The organism is Streptacidiphilus sp. EB103A (genome assembly GCF_041261405.1).
Lineage (GTDB): Bacteria > Actinomycetota > Actinomycetes > Streptomycetales > Streptomycetaceae > Streptacidiphilus.
The window spans coordinates 119559-138692 of the sequence record NZ_JBGCAQ010000013.1 but is presented as its reverse complement, the minus strand read 5'-3'; the positions used below and the strand labels follow the sequence as shown (position 1 = coordinate 138692).

Sequence of the window (19134 nt, the reverse complement as noted above, 5' to 3'; positions counted from 1 at the left end):
GGCAGCGGCACGATCGGCGAGGCTGGGGAACATGACGAACGACAGCCCGCCCGATCCGGCACTCCCGGCCCCCGTCCGCCGTCTCCTGGACGCGGTCGAGCGCGGCGACTCCGACGCCTTCGTCGAACTCTTCGGCGCGGACGGCGCGGTGGACGACTGGGGCCGGGTGTTCGTCGGCCGTGAGCAGGTCCGTGGGTTGAGCGATCGCGAATTCATCGGCCTGAAGGGCAGGCTGACGGTCCATCATCAGAGCGCGCAGCCGCCGTCGGTGCTGATCGTCACGATCGGCACCGACGGCGGCTACAACGGCCCGTCCACCCTCACCTTCACGCTCTCGCCGGACGGCAAGGGCATCGACCGGATGGCGATGACCGATTGAATCACCCCGCCTTGGTGAGGGCGATGTTGAGGTTCAGCACATCCACGCGGGGTTCGCCGAGGAAGCCGAGGGTGCGGTCCTGGGTGTACTTCTTGACCAGGGCCTGGACCTGGGCGTCGGTCAGGCCGCGGGCCTGGGCGACCCGGTTGACCTGGATGGCGGCGTAGGCCGGGCTGATGTCGGGGTCCAGGCCGGAGCCGGACTTGGTGACGGCGTCGGCCGGGACCTGGCTCTGGCTGACGCCGTTGAACGTGGCGATAGCCGCTTTGAGCTGGGTGTAGGTGGTGGCCAGGTCGGCGTCGTTGGTGCCTTTGTTGCTGCCGCCCGAGGCGGTGGGGTCATAACCGCTCGCGCCCGCGGCCGAGGGCCGGGACTGGAACAGCTTGGGGTCGGGGCTGACGGTCTTGCCGTCGGCCGAGGTGGTGGTGAAGTTCTGCCCGATCAGCGAGGATCCGACGACATTGCCGTTCTTGTCCTTCACCAGCGAGCCGTTGGCCTGGCTGGAGAAGGCGACCTGGGAGATGCCGGTGATGGCAAGTGGGTACAGCAGGCCGCACAGGACGGTGAACAGCAGCAGCAGTCGCAGCCCGGTCAGGTGGTTCCGCACCGCGGTGGGAAGAGGTTTGGCCATGGTCTCGTCACACTCTTTCAGTGCAGTCCGGGGATGAACTGAACGATCAGGTCGATCGCCTTGATGCCGACGAAGGGCAGGATCAGTCCGCCGATGCCGTAGATGCCCAGGTTGCGGCGCAGCAGGGACTGGGCGGAGGAGGGCTTGTAGCGCACGCCGCGCAGGGCGAGCGGGATCAGGCCGATGATGATCAGCGCGTTGAAGATGATCGCCGAGGTGATCGCGGACTTGGGGCTGTCCAGGGCCATGATGTTGAGGTGCCGCAGGCCCGGGTAGACGCTGGCGAACATGGCCGGGATGATCGCGAAGTACTTGGCCACGTCGTTGGCGATGGAGAACGTGGTCAGTGCGCCGCGGGTGATCAGGAGCTGCTTGCCGATCTCGACGATCTCGATCAGCTTGGTGGGGTTGGAGTCCAGGTCCACCATGTTCCCGGCCTCCTTGGCGGCCGAGGTTCCGGTGTTCATGGCCACGCCGACGTCGGCCTGGGCCAGGGCCGGGGCGTCGTTGGTGCCGTCCCCGGTCATGGCGACGAGTTTGCCGCCGGCCTGCTCCTTCTTGATCAGGGCCATCTTGTCCTCGGGGGTGGCCTCGGCGAGGAAGTCGTCCACGCCCGCCTCCTCCGCGATCGCGGCGGCCGTCAGCGGGTTGTCGCCGGTGATCATGACGGTGCGGATGCCCATCGCCCGCAGGTCCTCGAACCGCTGCTTGATCCCCGGCTTGACCACGTCCTTGAGGTAGATCTCGCCCAGGGCGCAGGCGGGCTCGCTGCCCCGCTTCTCGGCCACCACCAGCGGGGTGCCGCCGCGGTTGGAGATGCGCTCGACGGCGACCTCCAACTCCTGGCCGGTACTGCCGCCGTTGTCCCGCACCCAGGCGGCCACCGATCCGGCCGCGCCTTTGCGGACCGCGTGCACTCCGGAGGGCTCGTCCAGGTCCACACCCGACATGCGGGTCTGGGCGGTGAACTCGATCCAGGTGGCGTGCGTCAGCTCGCCCTGGACGCGTTCCCGCAGACCGTACTTCTCCTTCGCCAGCACGACGATGGAGCGGCCCTCCGGCGTCTCGTCCGCAAGAGAAGAGAGCTGGGCCGCGTCGGCTATCCGACGATCACTCACATCGTCGATCGGCAGGAACTCTGCGGCCTGGCGGTTGCCGAAGGTGATGGTGCCGGTCTTGTCCAGCAGCAGCGTGGACACGTCGCCGGCGGCCTCGACCGCGCGGCCGGACATGGCCAGCACATTGCGCTGCACCAGCCGGTCCATCCCGGCGATGCCGATCGCCGACAGCAGCGCGCCGATGGTGGTCGGGATCAGTGCCACCAGCAGTGCCACCAGGACGATGATGGTCTGCTCGGCCCCGGCGTACTTGGCCATCGGCTGCAGCGTCACGACCGCCAGCAGGAACACGATCGTCAGCGACGCCAGCAGGATGTTCAACGCGATCTCGTTCGGCGTCTTCTGCCGTGCCGCACCCTCGACCAGCGCGATCATCCGGTCGATGAACGTCTTGCCGGGCTCCGAGGTGATCTTCACCACGATCCGGTCCGACAACACCTTGGTGCCGCCGGTCACCGCCGAGCGGTCGCCGCCGGACTCGCGGATCACCGGCGCGGACTCGCCGGTGATCGCCGACTCGTCCACGCTGGCCACGCCCTCGACGACATCGCCGTCACCGGGGATGATCTGCCCGGCCTCGACGATGACGAAGTCGCCCAGCTTCAGCTCGGTCGCCGCGACCTGCGCCTCGGCGACCTGCGTCGCGCCGGGGGCCCAACTGCCCTGGACCCTCCGGGCCACGGTGTCGGTCTTGGTCCGGCGCAGGGTGTCGGCCTGGGCCTTGCCGCGGCCCTCGGCCACGGCCTCGGCCAGGTTGGCGAAGACCACCGTCAGCCACAGCCACACCGTGATCACCCAGGCGAACACACTGGGCTTCTCGATCGCGGAGACCGTGGTCAGCAGCGAGCCGACCTCGACCACGAACATCACCGGGCTCTTCACCATCACCCGCGGATCGAGCTTCCTGATCGCGTCGGGGAAGGAGGTGAGCAGTTGCCTGGGATCGAGCAGGCCCGCCGAGAGCCGGTGTTCGGTCTCACCCGCCGGCTGCTGCGTCTCCGGCTCACTGGCCGGGTTGAGGAGAGTGGGGGTGGACATCAGTGGAGCCCTTCCGCGAGCGGCCCGAGTGCCAGAGCCGGGAAGTAGGTGAGGCCGACGACGATCAGGATCACGCCGGAGAGCATGCCGACGAACAGCGGATTGTTGGTCCGCAGCGTGCCGGTGGTTTCAGGGATCGGCGCCTGCCTGGCCAGCGACCCGGCCAGTGCCAGCACGAAGACCATCGGCAGGAAGCGGCCGAACAGCATCGCCAGGCCCAGCGCCGTCTGCCAGTGCGTCGAGGTGACGGTGATGCCCGCGAAGGCCGACCCGTTGTTGTTGGCCGCCGAGGTGAACGCGTACAGCACCTCGGAGAAGCCGTGCGGCCCGGTGTTGTTCATCCCCCCGCCGTGACCGGCCTTCAGCGACATCGCCAGGCCCGTCCCGCACAGCACGATCGCCGGGGTCGTCAGGATGTAGAGGGAGGCGAACTTCATCTCCCGTGCACCCAGCTTCTTGCCCAGGTACTCCGGGGTGCGGCCGACCATCAGGCCCGCCACGAACACGGTCACGACGGCCAGGATCAGGATCCCGTAGAGGCCCGATCCGGTACCGCCCGGCGCGATCTCACCGAACATCATGTTGAGGATCGCGGTGCCGCCGCCCAGCGGGGTGTACGAGTCGTGCATCGCGTTCACCGCGCCGGTGGACGTCAGCGTCGTCGAGGCGGTGAACAGCGAGGAGGCGGGGATGCCGAAGCGGACCTCCTTGCCCTCCATCGCCGCACCGGCGATCTGCGCGGCGACGCCGGAGTGCTGGTTCTCGAAGAAGGTGATCAGCGAGGCCGAGGCGACCCAGTACAGGCCCATCACCGAGAGGATGGTGTAGCCCTGCTTGTTGCTGCCCACCATCTTCCCGAAGGTGCGGCACAGCGCGAACGAGATCACCAGCATCAGGTAGATCGCCAGCAGGTTGGTGAACGGGTTCGGGTTCTCGAACGGGTGCGCCGAGTTGGCGTTGTAGAAGCCGCCGCCGTTGGTGCCCAGCTGCTTGATGACCTCCTGCGAGGCCACCGGACCGCCGGGGATCGACTGCGTGGCGCCGGAGAGGGTGTGCACGATCTGCGCGGCGTGCAGGTTCTGCACCACGCCGCCGGCCACCAGCACCAGCGCGAACACGATCGAGATCGGCAGCAGCACGCGCAGCACGATCCGGGTCAGGTCCACCCAGAAGTTGCCCAGGTGCTCCGTCCTGTTGCGGGTGAATCCACGGATCAGCGCGGCGACGACCGCGATGCCCACCGCCGCCGAGAGGAAGTTCTGGACCGCCAGACCGCCCATCTGCACCAGGTGACCCATCGTCGACTCACCCGAGTACGACTGCCAGTTGGTGTTGGTCACGAACGACGCCGCGGTGTTCCACGCCATCGCCGGCGACACCGCCGGGAAGCCCAGCGACAGCCACAGGTGCTCCTGCAACCGCTGGAACGCGTACAGAAACAGCACCGAGACGAAGGAGAAGGCCAGCACACTGCGCAGATAGGCGCCCCAGGTCTGCTCCGCGTCGCCGTCGACGCCGATCAGTTTGAAGATGCCTCGCTCGACCCTCAGGTGCTTGCGGGTGGTGAGGATGTGGGCCAGGTGGTCGCCCAGCGGCCGGTAGGACAGCGCCAGCGCGCCGACCAGCGCCAGGGCCTGCAGAAAGCCCGCGAGAGTAGCGTTCATGATCAGAACTTCTCCGGGAGGATCAGAGCCGCGATGAGATAGCCGACCAGGGCCACCGCGACGACCAGGCCCACGATGTTGTCGGCGCTCACAGCTTCTCCACCGCCTTGGCGATCAGAGCGAGGACGGCGAACACAAGGATCGTCACCCCGACGAACAGCACGTCGAGCATGAGGGATGCACCCCTGGAATCAACTGGTTCCGAACCCGCCAGGAGGGCTCCCGGCCGGTACCGGATCCGCTCCGGCTTTGACAGGAAAGCGCATGTCAGACCGGTATCCGTGCGCCGTTGACGCGTTGCTTGCGGCCGCCGGCGGAACCTTGACACGCCCTTGACGCCGGAGGCCGCGGCACCCCGTCCGCCCCCCTGACCGGTACAACTGGGAAGGCCCGCCCCACCCACCCCGCCACCCCGCCACCCCGTCGTCCCCTGGAGGAGCAGCGCGATGCCCGGATTCCTGAGCGACGCCAGGGCCACCCTGGTCCCCGACCTCCAGGGGCGCCAGGGCCCGCTGCCGCCGCTGCTCATCACGCTGACCGTGGTCACCGGGCTGGTCGACGCCTTCAGCTATCTGGTGCTCGGCCGGGTCTTCGTCGCCAACATGACCGGGAATGTCATCTTCATGGCGTTCTCGCTGGCCGGCTCGCGCGACTTCTCACTCACCGCGTCGCTGGTCGCGCTCGTGGGTTTCGCGGCCGGCGCGCTGCTCGGCGGCCGGCTCGCCAACCGCTTCCCCGACCACAGGGGACGGCTGCTGCTGGCCGCCGTGGTCGGGGAGACCGCGCTGGTGCTGTTCGCGTACGCGGGTACCGAAGTGTTCGCCGATCCGGCCTCGGGGTGGGCCCGGCACCTGCTGGTGGCCCTGCTCGGTCTGGCGATGGGGACGCAGAACGCGGCGGCCCGGCGGCTGGCCGTGCCCGACCTCACCACGACGGTGCTCACCCTCACCATCACCGGCATCGCCGCCGACGGCCGCCTGGCCGGGGGCACGGACAGCAAGGTCGGCCGCCGCCTGCTCTCGACCGCGTCGATGTTCGTCGGCGCCCTGGTCGGCGGACTGCTGGCGCTGCACGGCTCCATCGGCCTGCCGCTGCTGCTGGCGGGCCTGCTGCTCGCGGGCTGCACCGCCGCGCTCGCCGCCTGCAGCAGGTCGACCCTGCCGTGGACGCAGGCGGGCTGACCGTGCCCGGGGGACACGGTCAGCCCGATGTGCCGTCAGAGGCCGCCGATGGGCAGCGAGGGAAGCGGGACGGGCAGCGACGGAAGCGGGAGCGGGGGCACGCTGGGCAGTCCGGGCAGACCGGGCAGGCTCGGCAGCGGCAGACCGCCGCCCAGCAGCAGGCTGGCCACCAGGTTGACCACGGCCGGAACGGCAGCGGTCAGCGCGGCCACGATCTTCGCCGGGTCCTTGGACGTCACGGCCGCGACCACGTTGTCCAGGACCGTCTTGAGCTGGGCCACAGCCTGGGCGACCAGGGCGCCCGGGTCGGGCGTCGCCGCGCGGTGCTGCCCGGGCTTCGGGACCGGCAGGGTGCCGACCACGCCGTCCAGAGCGGTCTTGGCGGTGGCAACCAGGTTGGTCACTGCGGCCAGATCGGGGGGCGTCTGCGCCGCCGCAGTGAGCGCCTTGACGACGTCCCCGACCACGCTGAACTTCGACAGCACCCCGAGCGCCGCAGCCGGGTCGGGAGCCGCCACCGCGGGACGCACCGTGCCGCCACTGGCGGGCTGGTCCGCGAGCGCGATGGTCGTCCCTACGGCACCGAACGCGAGGGCGCCGCAGGTGAGAGAGGCGACCGCGAGGCTGGCCCTGCGAGAAACGTGCATGGGTAATGCCTTCCTTCAAGATGAACAGCTGACTTTCTTCACCCTGCAAAGGGCGATCACATGTCGCAACCGGAAGGACACCCTGTGCAACCATCTGGTCGAGGCCACAAACGCCGTTCTGACCAGCACTTTTGACCATCCGGGGGATTTTCGGAACGAATCCCCCGGGTGCCGCCGTCCGTGCCGCGCCCAGCCGGATCGGATCAGAGCAGACTGGAGCGATGGACTCCTCCGGCATCAGCAGACGCGTACTGGTCGCAGGCACCGCGGCAGGTCTGACGGCAGGTCTGACAGCGGGCGCGGCAGGCTGCAGCAGCAACCGACAGCCCAGCGCGGCCGGCTCGACCTCCGCCCCGCCGACCGCCTCCACCCCGTCATCCTCGGCCCCGTCATCCTCGGCCCCGGCCTCCTCGTCGGCGGCCGCTTCGCCGAGCGCCGCGCCCCTCCCCTCGACCACCCTCTGGCAGCCCAGCAGCAATGACATCGACCCACAGGTCAAGCTGCGGGCGGTGCAGCTGATCGAGGCGCTGGGCGCCTGGTCCGCAGGGCAGCAGGGCACCGCCGCCGCCCGGGCCAAGGTCTCCGCCCTGGGCCTGGATCCGTCCCTCGCCGCGCAGGCCGGCGGACTGACCGGGAGTGCGCCCCAGGCTGCGCTCCAGGTCCTGGAGGCCCAGTACGGCGGCATCCTGACGGACACGGCGAGCGTCATGGTGGTCTGCCGCCAGTGGACCCGCGGCGCCTCCGGCGCGGTGGTCCCCGGCGGCACCACCGTGGACGTACGGCTGTCCCGGTCGAGCCCCCGATGGACCGTCACCGCCCTGCACCCGGCCCAACCCGGCGCAGCCGCCGCCTCCCTGCCGAGCGCCGCCGAGCAGGTGCTCTCGTCGTCCTCGGTGACCCTGCCGCCCGCCGCCGAGGCCGACATCCGCAGCGGGCAGATCCACAGCAGCGTGCTGGACGCGCTGCTCACCCTGGCCCGCAGCTATCGCATCGAGCTGAGCGTCGTGCGGTCCGGACACCCTCTGGACGTGTTCGGCACCACTCGGCCCAGCGACCACCCGCAGGGCAGGGCTTTCGACGTCTGGCGCATCAACGGCCATGCCGTCGTCGACCCGGCGACCTCCCGCTCGCTGATCGAGGGCTTCATGCGCGCGGCGGCGGCCGTCGGCTCGTACAACGTGGGCGGTCCGTGGCAACTGAGCGGCGGAACCGGGAATCAGTTCTTCTCGGACAACACCCATCACGACCATGTGCACGTCGGTTTTTCCAGCTGAAAGGGCGGGGCTCCGAACCGATGGTCCGGAGCCCCTGCTGCTGCCCTCGCTCAGCGGCGGGCCCTGCCCCGACCCCGGTAGGTCGGGGTGGCCAGGGCCACCAGCACCGCGGCGACGCCGATCTGCAGCAGGTGCCGGATCCAGTCGATGCCGCTGGTGTGCCGCACCCCTGCGTAGTTGGAGATCCAGTTGCCGATGAGCGCACCGGCGATGCCGATGATGACGGTCAGCCAGATCGGGACCGGGTTGCGGCCCGGGACCACGATCTTGGCGAGCACGCCGATGATCAGGCCTTCGATGATGAGCAGGACGAGCCAGAGCACAGTGCCTCCCGTATGTGAGCCCTGATGACCCCAAACCGGGGTCACTCGGGCGTGTGCCCGGCCTGCCGGGGGCCATGCATGGCCGGGAATGCCGGGGCCCGGTCCTTGGTTGTGACGTCCGTAGGCGTCTTGGAAACGACATCCATTTCACCAAGGACGAGAAGGACGAAGGGACGGCCATGGCCCGCAACGAACTGCGCCCGATCATCAAGCTCCGCTCCACCGCCGGAACCGGCTACACATACGTCACCCGCAAGAGCCGCCGCAACGACCCCGACCGCACGGTCCTGCGCAAGTACGACCCGCGCGTCGGCCGCCACGTCGACTTCCGCGAAGAGCGCTGACCTGGCCCGGGGGGCCAACCGGCCGCGCTGCGCCGAGCAGTAAAGTGAGCCAGATGGCGAACCTACGGGCACACATTCTGGCCGAACTCGGCGTCAAGACGACCATCGAACCCAAGGTCGAAATCCGGCAACGGGTCGACTTCCTCAAGGACTACCTGCGGTCGACCCCGGCCAAGGGCTATGTGCTGGGGATCAGCGGCGGCCAGGACTCCACGCTGACCGGCCGGTTGTGCCAGCTCGCCAGTGAGGAGCTGCGCGAGGAGGGCCATGAGGCCACCTTCGTCGCGGTGCGGCTGCCCTACGGGGTGCAGGCCGACGAGCACGACGCGCAGATCGCGTTGGAGTTCATCCGGCCCGACCGGTCCATCACGGTGAACGTCAGGCCGAGCGCCGACGCGGTCTCCGCCGAGTCGGCGCTCGGCCTGCAGGAGCTGCTGGGCGACGCGCCGAAGCTGCGGGACTTCGTCCGCGGCAACATCAAGGCCCGCGAGCGCATGGTGATCCAATACTCGATCGCCGGGCAGCTGAACCTGCTCGTCGTCGGCACCGACCACGCGGCCGAGGCGGTGACCGGCTTCTTCACCAAGTACGGCGACGGCGGCGTCGACCTCACCCCGCTGACCGGCCTGACCAAGCGACAGGGCGCGGCCCTGCTCCAGGAGTTGGGCTCCCCGGCGAGCGTCTGGGAGAAGATCCCCACCGCCGACCTGGAGGACGACCGCCCCGCGCTGCCCGACGAGGTCGCCCTGGGCCTGACCTACTCCCAGCTCGACGACTACCTCGAAGGCGTCGACGTCACCCCCGAACTGGCCGCGAAGGTCGAGTCGGTCTACCTCGCCACCCGCCACAAGCGAACCGTCCCGGCCACCCCCCTCGACACCTGGTGGCGCGGCTGAGCCCGTAGCGACGGGGAACAGGGTCAGTCGGTGTCCTCTTCGGCGGCAGAACGGCGAGCCTCGCGCTGAGCTGCGTAGCGCTCCTTGCGGTTCTGGGCCCTGTTCATCTCGCCCGACTCCTTCTTGGCGGCCCGCCCGTTCGGTCCCGAGCAGCAGCTTGCGCCGATCCAGGAGTACTCCCACCGGCAACGCGTGTCCGCGTCCCCCCGCGTCGGGGTCGACGGCAGGTCACAGCTGCCATAGCAGTGATCGTGAACGGGTCGCGGGCTGTGCTCCGCACAGCGCACCCACAACGGCTTCGTCCTGTCGGTACGTGACATCTCGTTCCTCCCGGAACCCGCCGCCCGGCCCCGGACCCTCCGGGCGGGCGGCTAGGTATGCCACGTCATGGCGACACGCTCCTTCCTCTGTCTGCGGGTACCGGCGTGCAATCCGCGGGAGTCGAAAGCCTAGTCTGCTCCCAGGAAACGGAATTGAAAACGCTCGGAGGCCGTCACCCATGAAAGCGACATCGACCGTTCAGGTCGAGACCGATCGCGTCGTCGTCACGCAGTGGCGCTTCGCTCCCGGTGACGAGACCGGCCACCACCTCCATGCGTACGACTACGTCGTGGTGCCTCTGACCACCGGCACGGTGCGCGTTCAGGACGCGTCGGGCGAGCGGGAGATGGAGATGCAGGCGGGTGTCTCCTACGCGCGGCCGGCCGGTGTCGAGCACAACCTCGTCAACGCGAACGAGTACGAGTTCCGATTCGTCGAAATCGAACTCAGGTAAGGCCGGTCGGCATCCGGCGCCCTGACGCCGTGGCGGGCCTTGCTACGGCCGGGCGCGGGGACTCGGCCTCCAGGCGGTGCAGCCGCTCGGTGTCGCAGAGCCGGGGGCAGGTGCGGCAGGTCTTCGTCGGCTGGATCGTGTAGTGCAGGCAGCATCCGGTACGGGTCCGGGTCAGATAGGTACGGCCCGTGGCGCTGCGGAGGGTGCGGAAGTCCGCGCCGCTGGGGAACGGCCGGGCGCCGTCCGGGCCGGGCAGCAGGGCCTCCGCCTTCCCGACGGCGCGCTGCTCCTCGTCCAGCTTCCGGCCGAGGTACCAGACGCCGGCGACCAGATCGTCGCCGACCATTCCCCACAGGGCGTGCGGTCCGCGTTTCAGTCGGGGCTGGAAGGCGTCGAGCAGCGGTCGGGCGAACCGCTCGACCGAGGTCCGTACGGCCTGCGGTTCGTCCGTCGCGGTGAACTCCCCCGGGGCGAGCGCGAGGACGCCGGTGACGGGGTTGGTCCACAGCCGGTCCGGGGCGAGTCGGGGGACCTGGCCGGACAGGTACCAGGGTCCGCTGATCAGCAGGCCGGCCGCCCAGAGGTAGCGGTGCAGCAGCCGTGAGGCGACCACGTCCGGGCGGGCGGTGCGCCCGTGGGCGGCCAGGATCCGCGCCGACTCCCCGTCGAGGGCCGTCGACAGCGCCTCCGGACCGGTGGCGACGTCGGCGAAGCTCAGCCATGGTCCGCCGAGGATGTCCGCCGGGTGTCCCTCCTGCAGTACCTCGACGTGCAGATCCTCGCAGATGTGTGCGAGGCGACGGAAAGTGTCGGTGAGCAGCACAGGAAGGCTCCGATCAGTGGTGAAGCGGAGAAGGCGAGGCTGACCCTAGTCCGGGATCGGGCGTGGAGTCGGGGCGAGTTGGTCCGGCACAGGAATCTGGCAGCGGCGTGACATAGTTAGGGCTGCCTAACCTAAATTAGCATCGCATCGGAGCCCTTGCGTCCGCACTCGCCGATCTCTCCGGACCCTGCGGGTTACTCTCGCCGCATCCGTCACAGCCCACGCCGTCCCAGCGGCCCGCGCAGCGTGCTGCGCCTCCGTGGAAGAGGGATCACCCATGCGGCTCTACCTGCTCGCTGTCAATCCGACCGACTCGGTCACCGAAGGCTTCCTGCCGGCCGCCGTCCGGCTCGGCCTGGAGGTGACCGTGCTGACCGAGGCGGCTCACGTCGACGCGCACCGGCGCGCCTACGCCGGCGCCGGACTCCCGGAGATCGAGATCCTGGCCTGCGAGGTCCGTGACTTCCGCGAGGTGGTCGGCTGCGTCTCCCGGCACCGCGCTCCGGACGCGGTCTTCAGCAACAGCGACCACCTGCAGACCCAGGCCGCCCTGGCGGCCGGGTACTTCGGGCTGCCGGGCAAGGACTGGACCGCGGCGCTGCGGGCGAAGAACAAGGCGGAGATGCGCCGTCACCTCGCCGCCTCCGGCGTCGACACGGTCTGGTCGGCGGAACTCCCGGCCGGCGCGGACCCGGCCGCGCTGGCGGCCCGGTCCGACATCCCGTACCCGTGCGTGATCAAACCGCGCGAGGGCGTCGCCAGCGAGGACGTCGTCCTGGCCGGCGACGCAGCGGAACTACGACGGCGGTGCGTGCAGATCCAGGCCCGGCGCCCCGGCGCCGACCTGGTCGTCGAGGAGTTCCTGCCCGGGGAGTTGCACACCCTGGAGACCCTCGGGGACGGCCGCGTCACGCACGTCCTCGGCGGCTTCCGCACCTGGCTCTCCGCGCCGCCGTACTTCGTCGAGGAGCGGCTGGACTTCATACCCGAGACACCGCCCCCGGTCGTCGACCGGATCCTGGCCCAACTGGACGTCCTGGGTGTGGGTTTCGGCGCCTGCCACACCGAGTACATGCTCCAGGACGGCCGCCCGCGCCTGGTCGAGGTCAACTACCGTGCCATCGGCGACCAGTGCGACCTGATGCTCGCCGAACTGCTGGACATCCCCCTGTTCGAGTACATCCTCCGGACCCATCTGGGCGAGCCGCTGCCCGCCGTCCTGAGCACCGGACGGCACCGCGCCGCCCGCATCGACTGGCCCTGCGCCGACCGCGCGGGCAGGCTGGCCGCCGCCCCGGCTGCGATCGACCTCACCGCCGACGGGGGTGTCCGGCTCGCCTACCGGCCGCTGCGCGCGCTGGGCGAGCGGCACGAGCTGTACCGCACCAACCGCGACTACCTGGGCGTGATCCGCGCCACCGGCGCCGACCGGGCGGGGGTGGACGGCGCGGTGGAGGACTTTCGCGCCGCCCAGCGCTGGGAGATCGTCCCGTGACGCCCGATCCGCCGCAGGACCAGCTGCTGCTGCGCGTGCTGAGCGCCCTGCTGCGGGAGGACGTGGTGGGCCTGCGCACCCGCACGACGCCGGTCGATCGACCCGACGGGCTGTGGCTCCGGCTGCCGGTCCCGGCCATGGCCGCCCCGACGGAGGAGCGTGCCCTGCTCCTGCCGGTGGTCGAGGACGGTTTCCTGTGCGAGTACGCCGCCCGATTACCGCTGCTGGAACGGGCGCCCGGCGGCGAGCGGCTGACCGGTGTCGGCACGGTGATCCGTGCCCTGCAGGAGCTGGCCGAGCCGGGCGACCGGGCCGGGTTCGACGCCTTCGCCGCGGAGTGCCGCCAGACGCTGGCCACCATGCGGCTGCAGCAGCAGGCGGTCGGCGGCGTACGGAGTCGGCTGGCGGCGCGGTACGGGCCCGACCCGGCGGGCTGGACCGGGCTCGGCGGAAACCTGGCGCTCGACACGCTGGCCGCCTACCAGGACCATCCGGTCTACCCGGCCGCGCGTGGGCGGGCCGGGCTCACGCCAACCCAACTGCGCAGGCACGCACCCGAGTTCCACCCAACCTTCACACTGCGCTGGGCCGCCGTACCCCGCGCGGCGCTCACCGCCAGCGGCCCGCTGCCGCGCTGGTGGCCCTCGCTCGCCGAACTTGGCCTGGGACGACTGACGGGCAGTCATCTGGCCCTCCCGGTCCACCCGTTGTCCACCTCCGCCGGCCGACTGCCCCCGACGGCGGTGCCGGCCGGGCGGCCGTACCTCAAAGTCGTCCCCACCCTGTCCATGCGCACCGTCGCCCTGGCCGCCGACCCGGCCCAGCACCTGAAGCTGCCGCTCGAAACCGCCACACTGGGCCTGCACAACCGACGAACCATCAAGCCCGGCACCCTCGCCGACGGAGCCGCCGGGCAGCGGCTGCTGCAGGCGGTCATCGAGCACGAGCCCCGCTTCCGGGACAGCGTGCTGCTGGCCGACGAAAGCCTCTACGCCCATGCCGGGCACGAGATGCTGGCCGTGCTGATACGCCGTTACCCAGCGGGCCTGGAACGGGCGTTGGTGGTTCCGCTGGCCGGACTGCTGGCCCCGGGACCGGATCCGGACGGCACCGCCGTCCTTGACCACGTCGCCCGGCGGTTCTACGGCGGCGACCGATACGCCTTCTTCGACGCCTACCTGTCGCTGCTGCTGGACTGGCAGACGACCCTCTTCAGCTACGGCATCGCGCTGGAGTCCCACCAGCAGAACGTCTCGCTCGTCCTGGACGACCACCGGGGGCAGCCCCGGATCCGGCTGCTCCTGAAGGACAACGACGGACCCCGGATCAACACCGCCCGGTGCAAGCTGCCGTACGACGGCTTCGACGACATCCGCACCTTCACCGATGACGACGGGCCGCTCGCCGACCTGTTCGCCACCATCACCGTGCACCTCTGTGCCGGGGCCTATGCCTTCGCGCTGGGCGAGCCGCACCAGGAGCACCTGCTCCGGCTCGTCCGGGAGCGGCTGGAGGCGATGGCCGGGCCCGGCCTGCGCGAGCACCTGCTGGACCGGGCACGGCTGCCCGTCAAGGCGATGGTGACCGCGGGCACGCTGCTGACCAAGCAGCGGTCCGGCGCCGCCGACATCAACAAGTACTACACCACCGGCCCCAACTACCTGCGCCGTCCGTAGGCAGAAGCGTGAGCCGAACCCTCCCACTGACCGGAGTCCTCGATGCCGATCCCCCCTGCGCCGTCCCGGACCGTGCCCGCAACCCTTCCCATCACTCTTCCTTCCGCCGATTCCTCCGCCCTGCCTTCCGCCGACGACGCCGTCGTGCACACCCTGCTCAACTGCCTGCTGCGCGAAGTGTCCGGCCCCGAGCGGCAGGCGACCGTCGAGAACGGGCACCTGCTGCTGCGGCTGCCCCTCTGCAGGAGGGTGCTCCGGGTGCGGCTGCGTCGTACCTCGCTGCTCGGGGCCCACCGCTTCACCGGCCCGGTGCTCCGGCAGCGGAACTCCGACGGCGACGGTACCTGGACCGAGGTGAGCCCGCAGGAGCTGGCCGCGCTGGTGCACGCCGAACTCACCATCCGTACCGGCGTCCGCAACGACGAATTCCTGCAGCAGGTGGCCTCCAGCCATGAAGGCGTCGCCGCCGGGCTGGAACCGCGCCCGCCGGCTCCGGCCTCCCGGTACCTGGAGTCCGAGCAGGCCCTGCTGTTCGGCCACCGTTTCCACCCCACCCCGAAGGCCCGCAGCGCCGGGCGGGCCGGCTGGTCCGGCTACGCCCCCGAGGCCCGCGCCGCCTTCCCGCTGCGGCATCTCGCGGTCCGCACCGAGCTGGTCGCGCAAGAGTGCGCCCGGCCCGGGGCTGCCGCCGTCCTCGACCGGCTCGGCCCGGCGCCGGACGGGTACACGCTGCTGCCCGCCCACCCCTGGCAGTACGAACTGCTCACCGGCCACCCCGAGCTGGTCGCCGCCCTCGACCGGGGCGACATCCTCGATCTGGGTACCGGCAGCGACCCCTTCACCGCCACCGCGTCGGTGCGCACCCTGCACGGCGGCGGCGCGTTCCTGAAGTTCAGCCTGAACGTCCGGATCACCAACTGCCTGCGCAAGAACGCCTCCTACGAGCTGTCCGGCGCGGTCGCGCTCACCCGGCTGCTCGGCCCGGTCCTCGACGAACTCGCCTCCCGCTTCCCCGGGCACGCCGTACTGCGCGAACCCGCCTTCCGCAGCGTGGACCTGAACGGCGACACCGCTCTGCTGGAAGGCTTCGGCGTGATCGTCCGCGACAGCCTGGAGCAGCACCTGAGCCCGGGCGCCACGCCGCTCCTCGCCGCAGCCGTCGCCGACGAGTACCCGACCAGCTCGGCGCACGTCTCACAGCTGCTGGACGGCGCCGGTCCGCACGCCGCCCTCGACTGGTGGGACGCCTACCTGCGGCTGCTGCTGCCGCCCGTCCTCGCCGCCTACCTGGACCACGGCGTCGTCCTGGAACCGCACCTGCAGAACGTCCTGCTCTGCGTGGACGGCGCCGGCCGCCCCGTCCAGGTGCTCTTCCGCGACCTTGAGGGCACCAAGCTGCTGCCGGGGCCGCACGCGGCCCGACTCGCCGCCCTGCCGCCTGCGGTCGCGGCCGCCATGACCTATGACCCGCGGCGCGGCTGGGACCGCGTCGTCTACTGCCTACTGGTCAACACCGTCTCCGACACGCTCGCGGCCCTGGCCGACCTGCACCCGCAGTTGGAGCCCGCACTGTGGCAGAGCGTCCGGTCCGTGCTGCAGGACCACGCGGCCCGGCACGGATGCCAGCCGCGCCTGCGCGCCCTGCTGGCCGGGGCGCCACTGCCCGCCAAGGCCAACCTGCTCACCCGCTGGAAGCGCCGCGCCGACCGCGAGGCGGAGTACATCCGGATCCCCTCGCCGCTCGCCCAGGGCGTGCTCTCCCGGGGCCCGCGCCCCGGTCCCCTCTTCGAGGCGTGGAGCGCCTGATGCCCGCACCGACCGTCCGCGACCACGTCACCGCCCTGGAATCCGGTGAACTCCCCGCCTACGTCTACGACCTGACCGCACTGCAGGCCCACGCCTCCGCAGTACGGGCCGCGCTATCCACACGGGTCGAGCTGTACTACGCGGCCAAGGCCAACCCCGAGCCGCGCATCCTCACCGCGCTCGCCGACACCGTCACCGGGTACGAGGTGGCCTCCGGCGGCGAACTCGCCCACGTCCGCACCGTCGTGCCGGACGCGCCGGTCGCCTTCGGCGGCCCCGGCAAGACGCCCGACGAACTCGCCGCCGCACTCGCCCTGGGCGTCGAGCGGTTCCACGTCGAGAGCGAGCACGAACTACGCCTCCTGGCCGAACTCGCCGGCCGGTTCACCCCGGAACGCACCGCGAACCTGCTGCTGCGGGTCAACCTGCCGGTCGGACCGGGCACCTTGGACGGCGTGCCGCTCGCCATGGGCGCCGGGCCGAGTCCGTTCGGCCTGTCCCCGGACCGGGTCGACGCCTGCCTGGCGTTCCTCGACAGCCCCGCAGCCGCCCGGCTGCGGCTGCGCGGCATCCACGCCCACCTGGCCAGCGGACTGGACGCCGACAGCCAGCTGGACGTGGCGGGCCGAATCGTCGACTGGTCGGCGCGGCTGGCGCGACGCCACCGGGTCCCACTGCCCGAGATCAACATCGGCGGCGGCATGGCGGTGGACTACGCCGCCCCGGGCAGCCGCTTCGACTGGCCGCGCTTCGGCGCCGGCTTGGACCGGCTGCTGGCCCGGCACCCGGAACTCGCCCTGCGCATCGAGCCCGGCCGGGCGCTGACCGCGTACTGCGGCTGGTACGCCACCGAGGTCCTGGACGTGAAGCGCAGCCACGGAACGGACTTCGCTGTGCTCCGCGGCGGCACCCACCACCTGCGCACCCCCGTCACCAAGGGCCACGACCAGCCGTTCTCGCTACTCCCGGCCGATGCCTGGCCGCACCCCTGGCAGCGCCCGACCGTCCGCGACGCACCGGTCACCCTGGTCGGCCAGCTGTGCACGCCGAAGGACGTGTTCGCCCGCCAGGTGCCGGTGACGGAGCTCCGGGCCGGCGACCGGGTCGTCTTCGCGATGGCAGGCGCCTACGCCTGGAACATCTCGCACCACGAGTTCCTCATGCACCCGCGGCCGAATTTCCACTTCCTGCCGCAGCCGGCGCCCGTCCGGTAGCAAGCGAGGCGCCCCGCACCGGAAGGGTGCGGGGCGCCTCTGGTGTCTCTGGGTCAGGCCGGGACGATGTTCTCCGCCTGCGGGCCCTTCTGGCCCTGGGTGACGTCGAAGGTCACCTTCTGGCCTTCCTGGAGCTCACGGAAGCCCTGGGCGTTGATGTTGGAGTAGTGGGCGAAGACGTCGGCGCCGCCGCCGTCCTGCTCGATGAAACCGAAGCCCTTTTCGGCGTTGAACCACTTCACGGTGCCGCTGGCCATGCTGTTCTCCTTGATGCGCACAGTCGCCCCAGCATCCGCATGGTGCGGCGCCACGCCCCGGCCCACCCCGGCAGTGACCGATCCCGGACAGCGAAAACGCCCGTGATCGCGATCACGGGCGAGACGAACTCGGGAACCACGACTGCTACTGCCCGCCACGCTACTGGCCCCCGCCCGCCCCCGCCAGACGAATGGCCGTGCTGCCCGAATCTGGTCACCCGGCCGCTGTACCCGTCAGCATCCTGCGCGTGAACGTTCCCAGGTCTGCACCTCGTCATCAGGGCGTATAAATCGCTTGTGACACATGTATGTACTCCGGATTTCGACACCGTTACTGTGAACGCTCACGGCCATCCGGTGTGTCCATGCCAGGGCATGGGAAGGCGCTGGAATCCCTCCCCATGACTCGATCCAGGAGGTTGCGATGACCCTGTTCGGCTTCGTGCGCACGGCGAGGGCCGCCTTGTTCCTGGCGGCTGCCATGCTGCCGGCGAGCATGCTCACCACGTCCGCCCCCGCCTCGGCGGCGAACTCGCTCAGCATGCTCGGCGCCGACGTCTCGACCGCGCAGCGGGCCCTCGACCTCGGCGCCAAGTACTACGACGCGAGCGGCACCGCCAGGGACCCGCTCGACATCCTCAAGGGCGCCGGCGTGAACTACGTCCGCCTACGGATCTGGAACAACCCGGCCAGCGGCTACAACAACAAGGCCAAGGTGCTGGCGTATGCGAAGACGGTGAAGGCCAAGGGCCTCAAGCTGCTGATCGACTTCCACTACTCGGACACCTGGGCCGACCCCGGCAAGCAGTACAAGCCGGCGGCCTGGTCGAGCCACGGCATCAGCCAGCTGCAGACCGACGTCTACAACTACACCTACGACGTCTGCAACAGCCTCAAGTCCCAGGGCACCACACCGGACAGCGTCCAGATCGGCAACGAGATCAACGTCGGCATGCTGTGGAACGACGGCAAGGTGGTCAACAGCGACTTCACCAACCTCAGCCTGCTGCTCAAGTCGGGCTACAACGCGACCAAAGCCTGCAACAGCGGTACCCAGGTGGTGATCCACACCGCGGACGCCGACAGCGACACCAACGCCCGCTGGTTCTACGACGGCATCAAGGCCAAGGGCGTCAGCTGGGACATCACCGGGTTGTCGTACTACTGCATGTGGCACGGCTCGCTGTCCAACATGGGCAGCGTCGTGGCCGACATGAAGTCCCGGTACGGCAAGAACGTGATCATCGCCGAGACGGCGTACCCGTTCACCGCGGCGAACGCGGACAGCACCAGCAACTCGGTCACATCGGGATGTTCGGGCTACCCGCTCACCTGGGCCGGCCAGGCCGCCGAGTTCACCGCGGTGCAGAACACCGCCCGCAGCGCCGGCGCGATCGGCGTCTTCTACTGGGAGCCGACCTGGTACGCGGTCCCCGGCAACGGCTGGGACCCGGCCGACATCAACAACAGCGGCGACGGCTGGGACAACATGGCCGTCTTCGACTGGACCGGCCACGTGAACCCCAGCATCAAGTGGACGGCCTGAACGGAAGACACAAGACGGGCCGGTGACACGACGGTCACCGGCCCGTC

The 19134-nt window shown here is 70.3% G+C and carries 19 protein-coding genes; 11 read left to right on the top strand and 8 right to left on the bottom strand.

Annotation, left to right across the window (positions count from 1 at the left end; translation table 11 throughout):
* Positions 1-31: 31 nt before the first annotated feature.
* Complete coding sequence (locus ABH941_RS22240) at positions 32-379, top strand: nuclear transport factor 2 family protein (protein ID WP_370131160.1); 348 nt, start codon at positions 32-34, stop codon at positions 377-379.
* A 1-nt stretch (position 380) separates the two neighbouring features.
* Here the strand turns inward: ABH941_RS22240 and kdpC are convergent, their stop codons facing one another.
* Genes kdpC through kdpF form a run of 4 tightly spaced genes read right to left on the bottom strand, consistent with a single transcriptional unit; the run spans position 381 to position 4922 of the window.
* Positions 381-1010 carry a potassium-transporting ATPase subunit KdpC gene (gene kdpC, locus ABH941_RS22235; protein WP_370131159.1) on the bottom strand — a complete coding sequence of 210 codons (630 nt, stop codon included), beginning with the start codon at positions 1008-1010 and terminating at the stop codon, positions 381-383.
* Between the two features lie 17 nt (positions 1011-1027).
* Entirely contained in the window at positions 1028-3166 is a 2139-nt protein-coding gene (gene kdpB, locus ABH941_RS22230) for a potassium-transporting ATPase subunit KdpB (protein WP_370131158.1), read from the bottom strand.
* On the bottom strand, positions 3166-4830 hold the full coding sequence (kdpA, locus tag ABH941_RS22225) for a potassium-transporting ATPase subunit KdpA (RefSeq protein ID WP_370131157.1): 1665 nt from the start codon (positions 4828-4830) through the stop codon (positions 3166-3168). Before kdpA ends, kdpB begins: the two co-directional genes overlap by 1 nt.
* A 2-nt stretch (positions 4831-4832) precedes the next feature.
* Positions 4833-4922 carry a K(+)-transporting ATPase subunit F gene (gene kdpF, locus ABH941_RS22220; protein ID WP_037595652.1) on the bottom strand — a complete coding sequence of 30 codons (90 nt, stop codon included), beginning with the start codon at positions 4920-4922 and terminating at the stop codon, positions 4833-4835.
* Between the two features lie 354 nt (positions 4923-5276).
* On the opposite strand from kdpF, the gene ABH941_RS22215 reads away from it, so the two are divergent.
* Positions 5277-6011, top strand: a complete 735-nt coding sequence (locus ABH941_RS22215; protein ID WP_370131156.1) for a YoaK family protein — start codon at positions 5277-5279, stop codon at positions 6009-6011.
* Positions 6012-6046: 35 nt separating this feature from the next.
* Here the strand turns inward: ABH941_RS22215 and ABH941_RS22210 are convergent, their stop codons facing one another.
* Positions 6047-6658, bottom strand: a complete 612-nt coding sequence (locus ABH941_RS22210) for a hypothetical protein (RefSeq protein ID WP_370131155.1) — start codon at positions 6656-6658, stop codon at positions 6047-6049.
* A 221-nt stretch (positions 6659-6879) separates the two neighbouring features.
* On the opposite strand from ABH941_RS22210, the gene ABH941_RS22205 reads away from it, so the two are divergent.
* Entirely contained in the window at positions 6880-7932 is a 1053-nt protein-coding gene (locus tag ABH941_RS22205; RefSeq protein ID WP_370131154.1) for a hypothetical protein, read from the top strand.
* Positions 7933-7982: 50 nt separating this feature from the next.
* Here the strand turns inward: ABH941_RS22205 and ABH941_RS22200 are convergent, their stop codons facing one another.
* The gene (locus tag ABH941_RS22200) at positions 7983-8255 is read right to left on the bottom strand and encodes a GlsB/YeaQ/YmgE family stress response membrane protein (protein ID WP_370131153.1); all 273 of its coding nucleotides are present in this window, start codon (positions 8253-8255) and stop codon (positions 7983-7985) included.
* A gap of 179 nt (positions 8256-8434) precedes the next feature.
* Between ABH941_RS22200 and rpmG the strand changes: the two genes are divergently transcribed.
* The 3 genes from rpmG to ABH941_RS22185 all read left to right on the top strand — a co-directional run bounded on the left by rpmG (position 8435) and on the right by ABH941_RS22185 (position 10270).
* Positions 8435-8599, top strand: a complete 165-nt coding sequence (gene rpmG / locus ABH941_RS22195; RefSeq protein ID WP_134005902.1) for a 50S ribosomal protein L33 — start codon at positions 8435-8437, stop codon at positions 8597-8599.
* 53 nt (positions 8600-8652) lie between these two features.
* The gene (nadE, locus tag ABH941_RS22190; protein WP_370131152.1) at positions 8653-9495 is read left to right on the top strand and encodes an ammonia-dependent NAD(+) synthetase; all 843 of its coding nucleotides are present in this window, start codon (positions 8653-8655) and stop codon (positions 9493-9495) included.
* 499 nt (positions 9496-9994) lie between these two features.
* Positions 9995-10270, top strand: a complete 276-nt coding sequence (locus tag ABH941_RS22185; protein ID WP_370131151.1) for a cupin domain-containing protein — start codon at positions 9995-9997, stop codon at positions 10268-10270.
* Here the strand turns inward: ABH941_RS22185 and ABH941_RS22180 are convergent.
* Positions 10263-11093, bottom strand: a complete 831-nt coding sequence (locus tag ABH941_RS22180) for a (2Fe-2S)-binding protein (protein WP_370131150.1) — start codon at positions 11091-11093, stop codon at positions 10263-10265. The two genes, ABH941_RS22185 and ABH941_RS22180, sit on opposite strands and share 8 nt — an antisense overlap.
* A gap of 277 nt (positions 11094-11370) precedes the next feature.
* On the opposite strand from ABH941_RS22180, the gene ABH941_RS22175 reads away from it, so the two are divergent.
* From ABH941_RS22175 to ABH941_RS22160, 4 genes are read left to right on the top strand one after another with little or no spacing between them, the layout of a single operon-like run.
* A complete protein-coding gene (locus tag ABH941_RS22175) occupies positions 11371-12588 on the top strand; it encodes an acetyl-CoA carboxylase biotin carboxylase subunit family protein (protein ID WP_370131149.1) in 1218 nt (405 codons plus the stop codon).
* Complete coding sequence (locus tag ABH941_RS22170; RefSeq protein WP_370131148.1) at positions 12585-14264, top strand: IucA/IucC family protein; 1680 nt, start codon at positions 12585-12587, stop codon at positions 14262-14264. The genes ABH941_RS22175 and ABH941_RS22170 overlap by 4 nt, the downstream gene beginning before the upstream one ends.
* A gap of 42 nt (positions 14265-14306) precedes the next feature.
* On the top strand, positions 14307-16070 hold the full coding sequence (locus ABH941_RS22165) for an IucA/IucC family siderophore biosynthesis protein (RefSeq protein ID WP_370131147.1): 1764 nt from the start codon (positions 14307-14309) through the stop codon (positions 16068-16070).
* A complete protein-coding gene (locus ABH941_RS22160) occupies positions 16070-17284 on the top strand; it encodes a type III PLP-dependent enzyme (protein ID WP_370131146.1) in 1215 nt (404 codons plus the stop codon). Before ABH941_RS22165 ends, ABH941_RS22160 begins: the two co-directional genes overlap by 1 nt.
* A gap of 53 nt (positions 17285-17337) precedes the next feature.
* On the opposite strand, the gene ABH941_RS22155 is transcribed toward ABH941_RS22160, so the two are convergent.
* The gene (locus tag ABH941_RS22155) at positions 17338-17541 is read right to left on the bottom strand and encodes a cold-shock protein (protein ID WP_134001919.1); all 204 of its coding nucleotides are present in this window, start codon (positions 17539-17541) and stop codon (positions 17338-17340) included.
* Between the two features lie 424 nt (positions 17542-17965).
* Here ABH941_RS22155 and ABH941_RS22150 point away from each other — a divergent pair, with 424 nt between their 5' ends.
* The gene (locus ABH941_RS22150; protein ID WP_370131145.1) at positions 17966-19087 is read left to right on the top strand and encodes an arabinogalactan endo-beta-1,4-galactanase; all 1122 of its coding nucleotides are present in this window, start codon (positions 17966-17968) and stop codon (positions 19085-19087) included.
* Positions 19088-19134: the final 47 nt, after the last annotated feature.

Coding starts and splice junctions, on each gene's coding strand:
- ABH941_RS22240 (WP_370131160.1), top strand. CDS start 32: ATGACGAACGACAGCCCGCCCGATCCGGCACTCCCGGCCCCCGTCCGC.
- kdpC (WP_370131159.1), bottom strand. CDS start 1,010: ATGGCCAAACCTCTTCCCACCGCGGTGCGGAACCACCTGACCGGGCTG.
- kdpB (WP_370131158.1), bottom strand. CDS start 3,166: ATGTCCACCCCCACTCTCCTCAACCCGGCCAGTGAGCCGGAGACGCAG.
- kdpA (WP_370131157.1), bottom strand. CDS start 4,830: ATGAACGCTACTCTCGCGGGCTTTCTGCAGGCCCTGGCGCTGGTCGGC.
- ABH941_RS22215 (WP_370131156.1), top strand. CDS start 5,277: ATGCCCGGATTCCTGAGCGACGCCAGGGCCACCCTGGTCCCCGACCTC.
- ABH941_RS22210 (WP_370131155.1), bottom strand. CDS start 6,658: ATGCACGTTTCTCGCAGGGCCAGCCTCGCGGTCGCCTCTCTCACCTGC.
- ABH941_RS22205 (WP_370131154.1), top strand. CDS start 6,880: ATGGACTCCTCCGGCATCAGCAGACGCGTACTGGTCGCAGGCACCGCG.
- rpmG (WP_134005902.1), top strand. CDS start 8,435: ATGGCCCGCAACGAACTGCGCCCGATCATCAAGCTCCGCTCCACCGCC.
- nadE (WP_370131152.1), top strand. CDS start 8,653: ATGGCGAACCTACGGGCACACATTCTGGCCGAACTCGGCGTCAAGACG.
- ABH941_RS22185 (WP_370131151.1), top strand. CDS start 9,995: ATGAAAGCGACATCGACCGTTCAGGTCGAGACCGATCGCGTCGTCGTC.
- ABH941_RS22175 (WP_370131149.1), top strand. CDS start 11,371: ATGCGGCTCTACCTGCTCGCTGTCAATCCGACCGACTCGGTCACCGAA.
- ABH941_RS22165 (WP_370131147.1), top strand. CDS start 14,307: ATGCCGATCCCCCCTGCGCCGTCCCGGACCGTGCCCGCAACCCTTCCC.
- ABH941_RS22160 (WP_370131146.1), top strand. CDS start 16,070: ATGCCCGCACCGACCGTCCGCGACCACGTCACCGCCCTGGAATCCGGT.
- ABH941_RS22155 (WP_134001919.1), bottom strand. CDS start 17,541: ATGGCCAGCGGCACCGTGAAGTGGTTCAACGCCGAAAAGGGCTTCGGT.
- ABH941_RS22150 (WP_370131145.1), top strand. CDS start 17,966: ATGACCCTGTTCGGCTTCGTGCGCACGGCGAGGGCCGCCTTGTTCCTG.